This window comes from Paraburkholderia sp. A1RI-2L (genome assembly GCF_048957375.1).
Taxonomy (GTDB): domain Bacteria; phylum Pseudomonadota; class Gammaproteobacteria; order Burkholderiales; family Burkholderiaceae; genus Paraburkholderia.
This window is the reverse complement of the sequence record NZ_JARBTA010000002.1, coordinates 657,459-672,209: the sequence shown is the minus strand read 5'-3', so window position 1 is coordinate 672,209 and position 14,751 is coordinate 657,459. Positions and strand designations below refer to the sequence as shown.

At 66.3% G+C, this 14,751-nt stretch carries 13 protein-coding genes and 1 pseudogene; 10 read left to right on the top strand and 4 right to left on the bottom strand.

What is annotated here, in order from left to right:
• Window positions 1-26: 26 nt before the first annotated feature.
• The 7 genes and pseudogenes from PWP93_RS17910 to PWP93_RS17880 all read left to right on the top strand — a co-directional run bounded on the left by PWP93_RS17910 (window position 27) and on the right by PWP93_RS17880 (window position 6,015).
• Window positions 27-1,302: pseudogene (locus tag PWP93_RS17910) on the top strand (DUF2252 domain-containing protein).
• 122 nt (window positions 1,303-1,424) lie between these two features.
• Window positions 1,425-1,616 carry an oxidoreductase-like domain-containing protein gene (locus tag PWP93_RS17905; protein WP_421026163.1) on the top strand — a complete coding sequence of 64 codons (192 nt, stop codon included), beginning with the start codon at window positions 1,425-1,427 and terminating at the stop codon, window positions 1,614-1,616.
• A gap of 23 nt (window positions 1,617-1,639) precedes the next feature.
• A complete protein-coding gene (locus tag PWP93_RS17900; protein ID WP_421045363.1) occupies window positions 1,640-2,509 on the top strand; it encodes an NAD-dependent protein deacetylase in 870 nt (289 codons plus the stop codon).
• Window positions 2,510-2,634: 125 nt separating this feature from the next.
• A complete protein-coding gene (locus PWP93_RS17895) occupies window positions 2,635-3,252 on the top strand; it encodes a pyridoxamine 5'-phosphate oxidase family protein (protein WP_421045362.1) in 618 nt (205 codons plus the stop codon).
• A 50-nt stretch (window positions 3,253-3,302) separates the two neighbouring features.
• A complete protein-coding gene (locus PWP93_RS17890) occupies window positions 3,303-3,941 on the top strand; it encodes a DUF938 domain-containing protein (RefSeq protein WP_421045361.1) in 639 nt (212 codons plus the stop codon).
• A 137-nt stretch (window positions 3,942-4,078) separates the two neighbouring features.
• Entirely contained in the window at window positions 4,079-5,488 is a 1,410-nt protein-coding gene (gndA, locus tag PWP93_RS17885; RefSeq protein ID WP_421045360.1) for an NADP-dependent phosphogluconate dehydrogenase, read from the top strand.
• A 197-nt stretch (window positions 5,489-5,685) separates the two neighbouring features.
• Complete coding sequence (locus tag PWP93_RS17880) at window positions 5,686-6,015, top strand: DUF4148 domain-containing protein (protein WP_421045359.1); 330 nt, start codon at window positions 5,686-5,688, stop codon at window positions 6,013-6,015.
• Between the two features lie 467 nt (window positions 6,016-6,482).
• On the opposite strand, the gene PWP93_RS17875 is transcribed toward PWP93_RS17880, so the two are convergent.
• On the bottom strand, window positions 6,483-7,265 hold the full coding sequence (locus PWP93_RS17875; protein WP_421045358.1) for a DUF2968 domain-containing protein: 783 nt from the start codon (window positions 7,263-7,265) through the stop codon (window positions 6,483-6,485).
• A 69-nt stretch (window positions 7,266-7,334) separates the two neighbouring features.
• A complete protein-coding gene (locus tag PWP93_RS17870) occupies window positions 7,335-7,655 on the bottom strand; it encodes a hypothetical protein (protein ID WP_421045357.1) in 321 nt (106 codons plus the stop codon).
• A 338-nt stretch (window positions 7,656-7,993) separates the two neighbouring features.
• Here PWP93_RS17870 and PWP93_RS17865 point away from each other — a divergent pair, with 338 nt between their 5' ends.
• Together PWP93_RS17865 and ltaE are read left to right on the top strand one after the other, a co-directional pair.
• Window positions 7,994-8,737 (top strand): peptidoglycan DD-metalloendopeptidase family protein, encoded by a 744-nt coding sequence (locus PWP93_RS17865; RefSeq protein WP_421045356.1) that lies wholly within the window; start codon window positions 7,994-7,996, stop codon window positions 8,735-8,737.
• A gap of 174 nt (window positions 8,738-8,911) precedes the next feature.
• The gene (gene ltaE / locus PWP93_RS17860; protein ID WP_421045355.1) at window positions 8,912-9,916 is read left to right on the top strand and encodes a low-specificity L-threonine aldolase; all 1,005 of its coding nucleotides are present in this window, start codon (window positions 8,912-8,914) and stop codon (window positions 9,914-9,916) included.
• 55 nt (window positions 9,917-9,971) lie between these two features.
• Here the strand turns inward: ltaE and PWP93_RS17855 are convergent, their stop codons facing one another.
• Window positions 9,972-11,321, bottom strand: a complete 1,350-nt coding sequence (locus PWP93_RS17855; protein WP_421046108.1) for an MFS transporter — start codon at window positions 11,319-11,321, stop codon at window positions 9,972-9,974.
• Between the two features lie 416 nt (window positions 11,322-11,737).
• Here PWP93_RS17855 and PWP93_RS17850 point away from each other — a divergent pair, with 416 nt between their 5' ends.
• On the top strand, window positions 11,738-14,194 hold the full coding sequence (locus PWP93_RS17850) for a glycogen/starch/alpha-glucan phosphorylase (RefSeq protein WP_421045354.1): 2,457 nt from the start codon (window positions 11,738-11,740) through the stop codon (window positions 14,192-14,194).
• Window positions 14,195-14,249: 55 nt separating this feature from the next.
• Here PWP93_RS17850 and PWP93_RS17845 read toward each other — a convergent pair whose 3' ends face one another.
• A complete protein-coding gene (locus PWP93_RS17845; RefSeq protein WP_421045353.1) occupies window positions 14,250-14,675 on the bottom strand; it encodes a DUF6232 family protein in 426 nt (141 codons plus the stop codon).
• Between the last annotated feature and the right edge of the window lie 76 nt (window positions 14,676-14,751).

Genomic DNA, 14,751 nt, shown 5'->3' with positions numbered 1-14,751 from the left:
ATCTCGTGCCGCTGCGCTACGGGCGCATGATCGTCTCGCCCTTCACGTTCTTTCGCGGCAGCGCGATCCTGCAGGCTCACGATCTCGCCCATGTGCCTGACACGGGCATGGCCATGCCGATATGCGGCGACGGCCATCTGCTCAACTTCGGCGGCTTCGCCACGCCCGAGCGCCAGCTCGCGTTCGATCTCAACGATTTCGACGAGGTGGCTTCCGGCCCTTGGGAGTGGGACCTCAAGCGCCTCGTGGCGAGTTTCGTGGTGGCCGCGCGTCATCTGCGCTTTTCGCGCGGCGTGGCCGAAGATCTCGTCATGGCGACGGTGAACACGTATCGCGACCGCATGCGCGAGTACGCGAATTTTGGCGCACTGGAACTCTGGTACGACAAGATCACGTTCGACCGCATGGTGGAGACCGCGCTCACGCCCGAGGGCCGGCGCCTGATTCGCCGCGGCATGGAGAAGGCCGCGGGCCGCACCCACGAGAGCATGCTGGAAAAGCTCGCTGATCGTCACGGTCGCAGCGATCCGGGCAATGGTGAAAGCAGCGAAGCGCCCGCCGCCCCGCACTGGACGATCCGCGACGCCCCGCCCGCGCTCTTTCACGTGCACGGCCCGAACTCGCTTTACGAGCACGAGGACAACTGGCTCACGCACAGCGATTGGCGCTCGATGATCATGCCGACCTACGAGGCTTATCTGAAGACGCTCGCGCCCGACCGCCGCGAACTGCTCGAAAACTTCGCGATCCAGGATCTCGTCTTCAGGGTGGTGGGCGTGGGCAGCGTCGGCACGCGCTGTCTCGTGATGCTGCTCGTCGATCATCACGACAAGCCGCTTTTCCTGCAGTTGAAAGAGGCGCGCCAATCCGTGATTTCCCGGTATTTCAAGGGGCCCGGATTCAAGCACGAGGGCACGCGCGTGGTGCAGGGGCAGCGTTTGCTGCAGGCCGCGAGCGATCTGTTTCTCGGCTGGTCCACAGGCCCCTCGGGACGCCATTTCTACTTTCGCCAGTTGCGCGACATGAAGCTCTCGGTGGACCTCGAGTTGCTCGACAGCACGTTGCTCGCGGGCTACGCGCGGCTGGGCGATGGCGCGTGCGCACGCGAAGTCGGGCAATGCGGCCATCGAGATCGCCTCATACATCGGTCGCGGCGACGCGTTCGCCGAAGCGCTCGCGGGCTATGCGGCCAGCTACGCGGATCAGGTGGAGCGCGACTACGAAGCGTTCGTCAAGGCCGCGCGCAGCGGCGAGATCGTGGCGCGCAGCGACGAGGACATGGCCGCCGATTTCCGCGTCTGAATTTGGCGGGCCTGGGGGCTGGCGCGCCGAATCCGTCGAGTTCAGGGCTGATGCGGTCCCGCACGCGCGTTCGCATGGTCCCGTATACTGGGCGTGCCGAATTGCCACATCGCCACGCATTCATGCATTTGCCTTCCCATTCCGAGGACGATCCGCGTCCATCGCCGCCCGAACGGCCCAATGATGAAGACTGCTGCCAGAGCGGCTGCAGTCCCTGCATCTTCGATCTCTACTATGAAGAGATGGACCGTTGGCGCGCCGCGATGAAGGCCTGGGAGGCGCGCGAGGCCGCGCGCCGGCCGCCTGATCGCTGATCCCGTACCCCCGCCAGACCATCATGTTCGATCCCGCTTTGCCGCTTGCTGCCAGCCAGCCCGACTCCGCCGCGCTTGACGCGCTGCACGCGTTCGCGGAACGTCACCCGCGCCTGTTCGTGCTGACCGGCGCGGGCATCAGCACGGACTCGGGCATTCCCGGCTACCGCGATGAAAACGGTGCGTGGAAGCGCTCGCCGCCCATCACGCTGCAGGAATTCCTGGGCTCCGAAAACGCGCGCCGGCGTTATTGGGCGCGCAGCATGATCGGCTGGCCGACCGTCGGCCTTGCGCAGCCCAACGGCGCGCATCGCGCGCTTGCGCAACTCGGCGCGGCGCAGCGGATCGCCGCGCTCGTCACGCAGAATGTCGACGGCCTGCATCAGCGTGCGGGCAGTTCCGATGTGATCGAGCTGCATGGCAGCATCGGCCACGTGCATTGCCTCGATTGCGGGGCGCGATACACGCGCGCGTCGTTACAGCCGCGTCTCGAAGCCGGCAATCCGGCACTGGCGGACGCCTACGCCGAGCCCGCCGCCGATGGCGACGCGCATCTCGACTTCGACGGCGAGCAGGCCTTCGATATTCCCGCCTGCGAGGCGTGCGGCGGCGTGCTCAAGCCGTCGGTGGTGTTCTTCGGCGAGAACGTGCCGCGCGAGCGCGTGGCGGCGGCCTCGGCGGCCCTCGACGAGGCGGATGCGGTGCTGGTGGTCGGTTCGACGCTGATGGTGTATTCGGGCTATCGCTTCTGCGCGTGGGCGCAGCAGCGCGGCAAGCCCGTGGCGGCGATCAACCTCGGCAAGACACGCGCCGATCCGCTGCTCGCGCTCAAAGTGGCGGCGCCGTGCGCGGCCACGCTCGAAGCGCTGGCCGCGCGCCTGAATGCGGCATAGGCGCCACGATTAGCGCCACGATTTCAGGCAGTGCGCGAGGGGCATCAGCATCGCAGCACCATGAAGCCGTCGCGAAGCAGCGACACGGCCATAAAGCAGCCACAAGGAAGCCACAAGGAAGCCCTATGCCGAACACGATCGCGGAACTCGAAGCCTACTACGGCGCGCCGAACGAGCGCTCGCTGCGCAAGGAAATCGATCATGTGAACGCGGACTACCGCCGCTTCATCGAACTGTCGCCGTTCGTGGTGCTCGCGACAGGCGGCCCCGAAGGCCTCGACTGCTCCCCGCGCGGCGACGCGCCCGGCTTCGTGCGCATCCTCGATTCGCGCACCCTGGCCTTGCCCGACCGTCCCGGCAACAACCGCGTCGATAGCCTGCGCAACGTGGTGGCCGCGCCGCAGGTCGGCCTTCTGTTCATGGTGCCGGGCGTGGGCGAGACGCTGCGCGTGAACGGCCGCGCACGCGTGAGCCTCGACCCCGATCTGCTCGCGAGCTTTGCCGTGGATGGCAAGCCGCCGCGCTCGGTGCTGCTGATCGACGTGCAGAGCGTGTACTTCCACTGCGCGAAGGCGATCGTGCGCTCGAACCTCTGGGATCCGGCGCGCCGTGTCGAGCGCTCGCAGCTGCCGAGCGCGGGCGACATGCTGCGGCGCGTGAACGCCGAGCAATACGGCGAGACCTTCGACGTCGAACGCTACGAGGCCGACCTTGCCGAGCGCATGAAGAAGAGCCTGTACTGACCGATCCACGCAATTCCACGCATATCCACGCAACCCGAATCCACGACACGATGAACGATCCCGAGGATCACGATATCCACCGCCTTACGGCGCCCGCCGCCGCGCGCAACGCCGCGCCGATCCTCGACGTATTGCGCAGCGCGCTGCCCGCGCGCGGCACCGTGCTGGAGATCGCGAGCGGCACGGGCCAGCACGCCGCGCATTTCGCGGCTGCGCTGCCCGGCATCGAGTGGCAGCCGAGCGACGCCGATCCGCGCGCCCGCCTGTCCATCGCCGCGTGGCGCGCGCATGCGGGCCTCGCGAACCTGCGCGAGCCGCTCGATCTCGACGTGCGCCGCGAGCCCTGGCCCGTGAATGCCGTGGACGCCATCGTCTGCATCAACATGATTCACATCGCGCCCTGGGAGGCGGCTGTTGCGTTGATGAAGGGCGCGGGCGCGCGCGTTCCTGCGGGCGGCGCGCTGGTGCTCTATGGTCCGTACCGGCGCGGCGGCGTGCACACGGCACCCTCGAACGAGGCCTTCGATGCCGATTTGCGCGCGCGCGATCCGTCGTGGGGCGTGCGCGACCTCGAAGCCGTCGAAGTGCTCGCGCAGGCCGAAGGTTTTACCTGCGAGGCCGTGGTGCCGATGCCGGCCAATAACTTCAGCGTGGTCTTTCGCAAGCAGGCGGCTACGGCGAGCCAGTAGGCGATGGCCGCACTCTTGCGCGCTCCGGCACGCCGCGGGGAGGAGGATTCCCTTATCCTTGCACGATCGATGCCGCGCAGCATTGTCCGATCGAAGCCGCGCGGCATTGCCCCAATCGATTGAAGTGGAGATTCAACATGAGCAAACAGCCAATCGGCGTGGTGGGTCTGGCCGTGATGGGGCGCAATCTCGCGCTCAACATCGAGAGCCGCGGTCATGCGGTGTCGGTGTTCAACCGCACCCGCGAGAAAACCGACGAGCTGATCGCTGAGTACCCCGAGCGCAGGCTCGTGCCGACCTACACGCTCGAAGAGTTCGTCGCGTCGCTCGAAAGGCCGCGCCGCATCCTGATGATGGTGAAGGCCGGCGAGCCCACCGACGCCACCATCGCCGCGCTCAAGCCGCTGCTGGACCCGGGCGACATCCTGATCGACGGCGGCAACACGCATTTCACCGACACCATCCGCCGCAACCAGGAGCTCGCGAAGGCGGGCCTGCACTTTATCGGCACGGGTGTCTCGGGCGGCGAGGAAGGCGCGCTCAAGGGCCCGTCGATCATGCCGGGCGGCCCGCGCGACGCCTACGATCTGGTTGCGCCGATCCTCACCGAGATCGCCGCGAAGGCGCCCGATGGCGAGCCGTGCGTCGCGTACATGGGTCCGGACGGTGCGGGCCACTACGTGAAGATGGTCCACAACGGCATCGAATACGGCGACATGCAGTTGATCGCCGAAAGCTACGCGGTGCTCAAGCAGGTGCTCGGGCTCTCGAACGAGGAGCTGGGCCAGGTCTACACGGAATGGAACCAGGGCGAGCTCGACAGCTACCTGATCGAAATCACCTCGAAGATCTTCGGCAAGAAGGACGAGGAGACGGGTCAGTATCTCGTCGACGTGATTCTGGACCGCGCCGCGCAAAAGGGCACCGGCAAATGGACGAGCCAGAACGCGCTCGACGTGGGCGCGCCGCTGCCGCTCATCACGGAAGCCGTGTTCGCGCGCGTGCTCTCGTCGCTCAAGACGCAGCGCGTGGCCGCGAGCAAGGTGCTCGCGGGCCCGGACGCCAAGCCGTTCCCGGGTGAGCGCAAGGCGTTCGTCGAAGCGGTGCGCCGCGCGCTGTACTTCTCGAAGGTGATCTCGTATGCGCAGGGCTTCGCGCAACTGCGCGCGGCCTCGGACGAGTACAAGTGGGATCTGCAGTACGGCACGATCGCGAAGATCTTCCGCGCGGGCTGCATCATCCGCGCGCGCTTCCTGCAGAAGATCATGGACGCCTATGCGAAGGCCCCGCAGCTCGACAATCTGCTGCTCGATCCTTATTTCCGCGACGTCGCCGCGAACTACCAGGCGGCGCTGCGCGAAGTGGTGGTTCAGGCGGTGAACTCGGGCGTGCCGGTGCCGGCGTTCTCGTCGGCGATCGCGTACTTCGACGGCTATCGCTCGGCGCGCGTGCCCGCGAACCTCGTGCAGGCGCAACGCGACTTCTTCGGCGCGCATACCTTCGAGCGGGTGGACAAGCCTGGCAACTTCCACGCCGACTGGTCATGAGGCGCACAAGGGCTAACGCTTGCTGAACGCTGTTGAGAAAAAAAGGGAACCATCGGGTTCCCTTTTTTATTGACATTTATGCAACGATGTTTTGCGTAATTGGGGTTTACCCTGGTACGGGTAAACGCCTAGACTTACATCAAACGCTGACGAACAAAGAGTTCGAAGCGGACACAAAACCAGATGGAGGTCAAATCATGAAAAAGTTCTTCCCTGCAGTTGTGTTGGCCGCAGCACTCGCTATCCCGGCCGTTTCGTTTGCACAGTCGAGCCAGCAAGGTTTGACCCGCGCCCAGGTGCGCGCAGAGCTCGTCGAACTCGAACAGGCCGGTTACAACCCGGCGGATAACCAGGTGAACTATCCGCAGAATCTGCAGGCCGCGCAGGCCCGCGTGACCCAGGAAAAACTCGCGCGTGGCGATACCAGCGGTTACGGCGCGCCGGCTGTGGGCACCTCGCAGGCGGGCGGCCCGGCAGTGCAGCCGCGGCAAGTCGCCCCGTCGCAATCGGTTTATTTCGGTCACTAAGTGGTTAGTGGCCGCAGGTTGCAAGCGAAGTCGCGCAGAGTGGCTTCGCGCAGGTGGCGGTTGGAAAGTGTAGTGCGTAGTAGAAGTTGTTTTATGCAGCAGGTAGTGGAAGTGGTAGTACGCAAGAAGAAGGTGTAGCAAGCAAAGAGGTGTTGTAGTTGGCAGTTGGAGTAAGCAGTACGTAGTAGATGTTGTTTTACGCAGCAGTCAGCAGTGGAAGTTGCAGTGCGCAGTAGAAGGTGCAGTTAGCAAAGAGGTGTAGTTGGCAGTTGCAGTACGCAGCAGGCAGTAGCAACACGTAGTCAGCAGTAGAAGGTGCAGTTAGCAAAGAGGTTGCATTAGCAGTTGCAGTACGTAGCACGAAGTTGCAGTACGCAGTAGCAGTATGCAGTCCCAGCGCGGCCCGGTATTTTTCCGGCCCGCGCTTTTCTTTTGGGCATGCGGTTCATGCGATTGGCAGGAAGGCTTCAACGGCCCGGCAGATGCGGCACGCCTTCGTTGCTCGCCACGCTCAGTTGATGGATCGTTCGGTGCGCCTTGTTCAGCTGCGCCTGGGCGGCGATGCGTTGCGCTTCGAGCTGCGCCACGTCCTTGCGCACCTGATGCTGGCGTGCGCTCACGCGGTGCTCCTGCTCCGCATGGCGCTGCAGGTCCACGCGCAGTCGTTCGGCCTGCGTTTCCGCCTGCTCGATCTGCTTTGTGAGCATCGCGTTTTGCGCCGCCAGTTGGGCGAGACGAGTTTCACCACCGGCAAGGCGCGTGGCCTGGTCTTCGAGATGATGAAACGCCGCGCTGGCCGAATCGAGATCGGCGGCCCGCAAGGCGTGCCAGAGCGTATTGTCCTGATGCAGGGTCACGAAGTAAGAGAGCGTGGGGCCATGAAACAGCAGTGTCACGACATAGTCGAAGCTGCGGAACACGCGGAAAGTGATGAGTTCGCCGGCGGCTGCGAGCGCTTCGAACGAAGCGCCCTCTGCTACTTGCACGGGCCGGTTGCTCAGATGTGCGGGCACGGCCGGCACCGCGTGCAGCGTGGAGACCGGGCGCGCCATCGGGCCGGCATCGGGCGAGTTCGGAGCAAGCGTTTCGGCGCCGCTGGGCGCGCCATCGTCGATGACGACGCCTCCACCGGCGGCGTGCGCAGCATCGCTCTCGGGTGCGGCTTCGGGTGGCGTGCCGGGTTCGACGGCGACGAGATGCGAGGCGCCGTTGGAGAGCCCGGCGCTGCGGCGATTCAGGAACGATTTCACGGCGTTTCCCCCAAAATGTCACGTCACGCTTCGTGGCGCGCGGCCGGGGTGGCCTGCGCTACGCGCCGCTCAATGCAGCAGGCGACGCTGGCGTGCAATATCGTCGAAAAGCGTGTGGCCGGGTTCGAGCGCTAACAGCCAGGTTTCGTCATAACCGCTCAGAGTGTCGAGCGCGTCGCGCAGGCGCTCGACCACGATGGCCGGAATTTCGACCGTGGCTTCCAGGCCGCCGGAAAGCCGCGCGATACTGGCGTGCTGGATCAGTTCGTCGGCGGCTTCCGCGACGTCGGCAGCAAAGACGAGATGGTTATTCAGCAATTCGACGAGGCCAGGCGAGGCGGCGACGTCTTCGACATTGATCTGCACGGAAAGGAAAGTGGCTTTATTCATCCTGGTGTTCCTCACGGACGTTGCACCACAGCGAGAGGCCTTTCGCTTAATTGTCTGATTGTCTGATGAGAGCAGCAGGACCCAGTATAGGCGAGCACGCAAGCGAATGGGCCGGGCGTGCGCGAGCCTGGGCGGGCAGCGCCGCTGCCCATGCGCGGCGCTCGCGGCTGCGCGCGAAAGAAGAGCGCCACGCATGGGACGATATAATGGGGGCCGTTCGCCAATTCCGGCTTCGCAGGGTATCGCAGGCGAACGCCAGCGGCCCCACGCGCATCCCGGATACGTATCCGCGCCGTACGTGGCGTGGAAACAGCGAGGAACCAGCGAGGTACAGCAAGATGAATCGACAACGGCGAAACCCGGGCGCGTACGCGGCATTGGCCGCGCTCACGCTAGCCTGTAGCGCCTGCAGCACGGTCATGCCCCCTTGGGAGAGCAATACGACTCCGGCACCCCCCGTGACCTCCACCGGCGTGCCGGCCGGCTACTACCGCGTCAACCCCGGCGACACGCTTTCGCGTATCGCCAGCGCTTATGGCCAGCGTCCGCAAGACCTCGCGAGCTGGAATCAAATGCCGCCGAACGCGCAAGTGCTGCCGGGCCAGGTGCTGCGCGTCGCGCCCCCGCCGGGCTACACCAACGCGGCTCCCCAGCCGCCCGCTTACACCAGCGCCGCGCCCGCGGCCGCCGGCGTTGCTGCACCTTCGCCCGCACCGGCTGCGCTCGCGCTGGCGTGGCCCGTGCGCGGCCCGATCCTGCAGCGTTTCTCGCCGGGCAAGTCCAACGGCATCGTGATCGGCGGCAGCCAGGGCGAGCAGGTCAGGGCCGCCGCCGCGGGCCGCGTGGTCTACGCGGGCTCGGGCATCGAGGCCTATGGCCCGCTCGTCATCATCAAGCACAACGACCAGACCGTGACGGCGTACGGCCGCAACGGCAGGCTGCTCGTGAAGGAAGACGACGTCGTTTCGCAAGGCCAGCCGATCGCCGAAATGGGCGTCGACAACGACGGCATTCCGGGCGTGGTGTTCGAAGTGCGCAGCGACGGCAAGCCGGTCGATCCGCTGCAACTGCTGCCGCGCTAGGCACGCGGCGGGCGGACCATTGCACACCGGGGCCATGCGCCCCGGTTTCGTTTCAGGCTTCCGTGTTTCAGGCTTCCTTCGCAAGCCGTTTGAAAATACACTCGATGGTTTCCACGCCGCGCAAGGCGGCGGAACGCGCCGTGCGCGCACGGCCATTATGAGGAACCCATCCGCATGATCGATCTGCGTAGCGACACCGTTACCCGCCCGAGCGCCGCCATGCTTGCCGCCATGACCAGCGCCGAAACCGGCGACGACGTCTGGGGCGACGATCCCACCGTCCTGCGCCTGCAGGCGCGCGTGGCCGAGGAAGCCGGCAAGGAGGCGGGCCTGTTCTTTCCCAGCGGCACCCAGAGCAACCTTGCCGCGCTGATGGCGCATTGCGCGCGCGGCGACGAATACATCGTTGGCCAGGCGGCTCACACGTACAAATACGAAGGCGGCGGTGCGGCGGTGCTCGGCAGCATCCAGCCGCAGCCGCTCGACAATGCCGAGGACGGCACGATCCCGCTTGAGCGCGTCGCCGCAGCGATCAAGCCAATCGACGATCACTTCGCGCGCACGCGCCTGTTCGCGCTCGAGAACACCATCGGCGGGAAGGTGCTGCCCGCGGCCTATGTCGCCGAGGCCACGCAGTTCGCGCATGGCCGCGGGCTTGCCACGCACCTCGACGGCGCGCGCGTGTTCAATGCGGTGGTTGCCTCGAACCAGTCGCTCGAGGCGCTGACCGAGGGCTTCGATTCGGTGTCGATCTGCTTTTCGAAGGGTCTGGGCACGCCGGTCGGTTCGGTGCTGGCGGGCAGCAAGGCGCTGATCGATTCGGCGCACCGCTGGCGCAAGATGCTGGGCGGCGGCATGCGCCAGGCGGGCGTGCTCGCGGCGGCATGCCTCTACGCGCTCGATCACAACGTGGCGCGCCTCGCCGACGACCACGCAAACGCCGCGCGCCTCGCGGCCGGGCTCGCGCAGATCGATGAAGTGAAGGTGGCGTCGCAGGCTACCAACATGGTGTTCGCGCAGTTCCCACAGGCCGATTGCGCGCCGCTGGAGGCGTGGCTCAAGGAGCGCGGCATCCTCACGCAAATGCTTTATGCGTCGCGCTTCGTGACGCACCTCGACGTGAGCGCCGCCGATATCGATACGTTCGTTGCGGCGGTGAAGGGTTACTTCACGCGCTGAAAGCCAAAGCGAAGCGCGCCGCGCCGGCGGCGCGGCCGCCGCTCACCGCGGCTCCTCATCGCTTGATCGCGCGGTGCGACGGCGCGAACAGCCGCAACCCGCTCGCCACGCTCGCCGCCGCGGCGAATATGGCGCCGAGGCCCAGCGCCAGCGTGGGCCCGTGCGCGCCCGCCACGCCGAAGCACAACGCCACGAGCGCCGCGCCCGTCGCTTGTCCGAGCAGGCGCGAGACCGCGATGGTGCCGCTCGCGCCGCCGCTGCGCTCGGGCGGCGCGGACGACATGATCGCCTTCAGGTTCGGCGACTGGAAGAAGCCAAAGCCCGCGCCGCAGATCGACATGCGGATCACGATGTCGAGCACGTTCGGATGCGCGGGCAGCATCGCCAGCGACGCCATGCCGGCCGCGAGGATCGCGAGGCCGACCGCGCCCAGCAGGCCCGGCGGATAGCGGTCGGAAAGCCGTCCCGCAATGGGCGCGGCGGCGGCCACCACCACCGACCACGGTGTCATCAGGAAGCCGGTCTCCACCTGGCTGCGCATCAGCACGGTTTCGAAATAGAACGGCAGCGAGACGAACGCAAGCCCCTGGGCCGCGAACGCGCACATGGCCGTAATCGAAGAGAGCGCGAACACGGGGCGCTTGAAGAGATCCACGGGCAGCATCGGCGCGGGATGGCCGGCCTCGCGGCGGATCAGCAGCGCGCCGAACCCGAGCGCGGTGAGCGCCGCCACGATCACTTCTTTTGCCGGCGCGCGCTGCGCTGCTTCGCCGAGCGCGAAGATCAGCGCGGAGAAGGTCACGAGATTGAGCAGAGCGGCGAGCGGGTCGAACGCGTGCTTGCCGCGTTCCGTGTGCGGCAGCGCGGGCAGCGCGAACACGAGCGCGACCGCGCCGAGCGGCACGTTGATCGCGAACAGCCATGGCCAGGTGCCCGCCGAAAGGATGATCGAGGCGACGGTCGGCCCCACGGCGAACGAAACCCCCACGACCAGCGCGTTCATGCCCACCCCGCGCCCGAGTCGGTGCGGCGGGTACAGGAAGCGGATCAGCGCCGTGTTGACGCTCATGATCGCGCTCGCGCCGACGCCCTGCAGCACGCGTGCGCCCGCGAGCGCCGTGAGCGTGGGCGCGAGCGCGCAGGCGAGCGAGGCTACCGTGAAGATGGCGAGCCCGCTGATATAGATGCGCCGATGGCCGATGATGTCGCCGAGCGCGGCGAGCGGCAGCAGCGTCGCCACCATCGCGAGCTGGTAGGCGTTGATGATCCAGACCGAGGCGGCGGGCGCCGCGTGCAGATCGGTGGCGATGGCGGGCAGCGCGGTGTTGGCGATGGCGGTGTCTAGCGTCGCGAGCGCGACGGCAAGCATGATGGCGGCCATCGCGCGGCGGTTTTGGGGCGACATAGGCGCGTCGGCGCGCTCGATGAGGCTTTGCGCGGTGCGGGTATCGGACACGGCGGGTCACGGGCGATGCGAAGCTGGGGCAGGGAAATACGCGGACGCAGCAGGCGCGGCGCGCGCAAATTGGCGATTGTTGCAGACCCTGCGCGATTCTGCAGCGGATGCTTCAAAGGGGACAGGGCCGGGAGGCATCGCCGGTAGCAATGCAACTAACTGCCAAGTATGCGCAATCCGCGCGAGCCGCCGCCACGCTGCGCATTCACGCGCGCCGCGGCGCGCGAAGCCAATGGCGCAGCGCCGCACGCTACCCAAAAATGTCCTACTCTGCAAACTGACTCGTGGCGGTCGGGCTGCTGCATTGACGTCAGCATTTGCCCTGTCCGCCTCCGCTCCGCCCGCCGTTTTACGGGAGACATTCGATGACAGCAGTGGGTCTTGAATTCGACCAATTGAAGAGCAGTGCCGACGCCCTGCGCCGCTCCGTGTCGAACCGCCTGATGTACGGCGTCGGCAAGGACGCCGTGACCGCGCGTCCGCACGACTGGCTGCATGCCGCCGCGCTGGCCGTGCGCGACCGCCTCGTCGAGCGCTGGATGGTGACCACGCGCAGCCAGTACGACCAGGACGCCAAGCGCGTCTACTACCTGTCGATGGAGTTCCTCATTGGCCGCACCTTCTCCAACGCGCTGCTCGCGCTCGGCATTTACGAGCCGATGAAAGAGGCGCTCGCGAGTCTCGGCGTGGACATGGAGGCGCTCATCGACCTGGAGCCCGACGCCGCGCTCGGCAACGGCGGCCTCGGGCGGCTAGCCGCGTGCTTTCTCGATTCTATGGCCACGCTCGGCATTCCGGGCTTCGGCTACGGCATCCGCTACGACTACGGCATGTTTCGCCAGCAGATCGTCAACGGCGAGCAGGTGGAGGAGCCCGACTACTGGCTGCGCTCGGGCAACCCATGGGAGTTTCCGCGCCCCGAGGTGCAGTACCCCGTGCACTTCGGCGGGCGCACCGTGCAGCGCAACGGCACCGTCGAATGGATCGAGACGCACACCGTGAACGCGATGGCCTACGACACCATCATTCCAGGCTATGCGACGAGCGCGACCAACACGCTGCGCCTGTGGTCCGCGCGCGCCTGCGAAGAACTCGATCTTTCCGCGTTCAACCAGGGCGACTATCAACGCGCGGTAGAGGCGCGCAACGTCTCCGAGAACGTCTCGCGCCTGCTCTATCCCGACGACTCGACCATGGCGGGCCGCGAGTTGCGCCTGCGCCAGGAGTACTTCTTCGTCTCGGCGACGATGCAGGATCTGATCCGCCGCTATCTGCGCACGCACAGCACGTTCGGCCGCTTTTCGGACAAGGTCGCGGTGCACCTGAACGATACGCACCCGGTGCTGGCGATTCCCGAACTGGTTCGCCTGTTCGTGGATGTCCACCACATGCCCTGGGAAGAAGCGATGGGCCATATCAAGCGCGTGTTCTCGTACACGAATCACACGCTGATGCCCGAAGCGCTGGAAACCTGGGATGTCGAACTATTGGCGCGCCTGCTGCCGCGCCACCTCGAAATCATCTTCGACATCAACGCCGCGTTTCTGCGCGAGGCGAGCGAGAAAGGCCCGCACGATCTCGACTTCATCCGCAGCATTTCGCTCGTGGACGAATACGGCCAGCGGCGCGTGCGCATGGCCTATCTCGCGATTGTCGCGAGCCACAAGGTGAACGGCGTCTCGAAGCTGCATTCCCAGTTGATGACGCGCGATATCTTCGCTGACTTCGCGCGGCTCTATCCCGAGCGCTTCACGAACGTGACCAACGGCATCACGCCGCGGCGCTGGCTCGCCCAGGCGAGCCCGCCGCTCGCGCGGCTCGTGGACGAGACTATCGGCACGCAGTGGCGCAAGGATCTGTTCGAGCTCGGCGCGCTGCGCAAGTTGGCTGGCGACGCTGCGTTCGAAGCGGCATTTCGCGCGGCCAAGCGCGAGAACAAAGTGCGCCTCATCAGGCGCATGACCGCGCGCACCGGCCTCGCGTTCAACCCCGACGCGTTGTTCGACATGCAGGTCAAGCGCATCCACGAGTACAAGCGGCAATTGCTCAACGTGCTTCATGTGATCACGCGCTACAACCGCATCGTGCAGTCGCCCGAACAGGACTGGGTGCCGCGCGTCGTGCTGTTCGCGGGCAAGGCGGCCTCGGCGTACCGCATGGCCAAGACCATCATTCGCCTCATCAACGATGTGGCCGCGAAGGTGAATCACGACCCCGTCGTGGGCGATCGTCTCAAGGTGGTGTTCGTGCCGAATTACGGCGTGAGCGTAGCCGAACTGCTGATTCCTGCCGCCGATCTTTCCGAGCAGATCTCGACAGCGGGCACCGAGGCGTCAGGCACCGGCAACATGAAGCTCGCGCTCAATGGCGCGCTCACGATGGGCACGCTGGACGGCGCGAACATCGAGATCGGCGAGGCCGTGGGCGCCGACAACATCTTCATCTTCGGCAATACGGCCGATCAGGTCGACGCGCTGCGCGGCGCGGGCTATCGGCCGCGTCAGATCTACGAGGAGAATGCCGAGTTGCGCATGGCGCTCGACCAGATCCGCCGCGGCTTTTTCGCGCCCGACGATCCGGCGCGCTACCAGGAGATCTTCCACACGCTCGTGGACTGGGGCGATCACTACATGGTGCTGGCCGACTACGCCGCGTTTGTTCAGGCCCAGGAGGCCGCGGACCGGCGCTTCATCGACATGCACAGCTGGACCGCGAGCGCGATCGAGAACGTGGCGGGCATGGGCATGTTCTCATCGGATCGTGCGATTGCGGAGTACGCGAGGGAGATCTGGCGCACGAAGCCGGTTGAAATGGGGCGCTGATTTGCGCCCCTGATTTGCGCCGCCGAACTGACGACGCGCCGTGCAGGCGGTGGATTTACTGTGTGGCGGGGCGCGACGCGCTGGCCTGGGCGCCGGGATTGCCGGCGGCGCTTGCGGCTTTCGCCGAGCGCACGGCCTGCTCGACGCGTTCGAGGAAGACGATATCGGCGCTCCAGACCGCTTCACGGGATTCGCCGCCCGTCACCACGATCAACTGATGCCGGGCCTCCTGCCAGATCCACGCGAGCCAGCCCACCACCACCAGCATCACGCCGCATGCGAGTCCGGCACCCGAGCCGAATGCGCCGCCCACCGCCGCGAGCGCCACGCCGATCAGCGACAGCGCGATGGGCACGGTGCGCTTGCGCTGTCCGGGGACGATGCGCAAGTCGTCGATGTCGCGCAGCGGAAAGACTTGGCCAGCAGCAGAGAGTGCGGTGCGCGTGACCGAGACGCCAGCTTCGTTGAAAGGGAGTTCCATCGATTCGATCGCTGCGAGGGGAAAGGGCGCAGCGTACCAGAAGCGCGCGCGAAGCGGCAGCCAGCATGGCGCCGCA

What these genes read in the sequence shown, in the direction of transcription:
- PWP93_RS17905 (WP_421026163.1), top strand. Translation starts at nt 1,425, where the DNA reads ATGCATTTGCCTTCCCATTCCGAGGACGATCCGCGTCCATCGCCGCCC.
- PWP93_RS17900 (WP_421045363.1), top strand. Translation starts at nt 1,640, where the DNA reads ATGTTCGATCCCGCTTTGCCGCTTGCTGCCAGCCAGCCCGACTCCGCC.
- PWP93_RS17895 (WP_421045362.1), top strand. Translation starts at nt 2,635, where the DNA reads ATGCCGAACACGATCGCGGAACTCGAAGCCTACTACGGCGCGCCGAAC.
- PWP93_RS17890 (WP_421045361.1), top strand. Translation starts at nt 3,303, where the DNA reads ATGAACGATCCCGAGGATCACGATATCCACCGCCTTACGGCGCCCGCC.
- gndA (WP_421045360.1), top strand. Translation starts at nt 4,079, where the DNA reads ATGAGCAAACAGCCAATCGGCGTGGTGGGTCTGGCCGTGATGGGGCGC.
- PWP93_RS17880 (WP_421045359.1), top strand. Translation starts at nt 5,686, where the DNA reads ATGAAAAAGTTCTTCCCTGCAGTTGTGTTGGCCGCAGCACTCGCTATC.
- PWP93_RS17870 (WP_421045357.1), bottom strand. Translation starts at nt 7,655, where the DNA reads ATGAATAAAGCCACTTTCCTTTCCGTGCAGATCAATGTCGAAGACGTC.
- PWP93_RS17865 (WP_421045356.1), top strand. Translation starts at nt 7,994, where the DNA reads ATGAATCGACAACGGCGAAACCCGGGCGCGTACGCGGCATTGGCCGCG.
- ltaE (WP_421045355.1), top strand. Translation starts at nt 8,912, where the DNA reads ATGATCGATCTGCGTAGCGACACCGTTACCCGCCCGAGCGCCGCCATG.
- PWP93_RS17855 (WP_421046108.1), bottom strand. Translation starts at nt 11,321, where the DNA reads ATGTCGCCCCAAAACCGCCGCGCGATGGCCGCCATCATGCTTGCCGTC.
- PWP93_RS17850 (WP_421045354.1), top strand. Translation starts at nt 11,738, where the DNA reads ATGACAGCAGTGGGTCTTGAATTCGACCAATTGAAGAGCAGTGCCGAC.
- PWP93_RS17845 (WP_421045353.1), bottom strand. Translation starts at nt 14,675, where the DNA reads ATGGAACTCCCTTTCAACGAAGCTGGCGTCTCGGTCACGCGCACCGCA.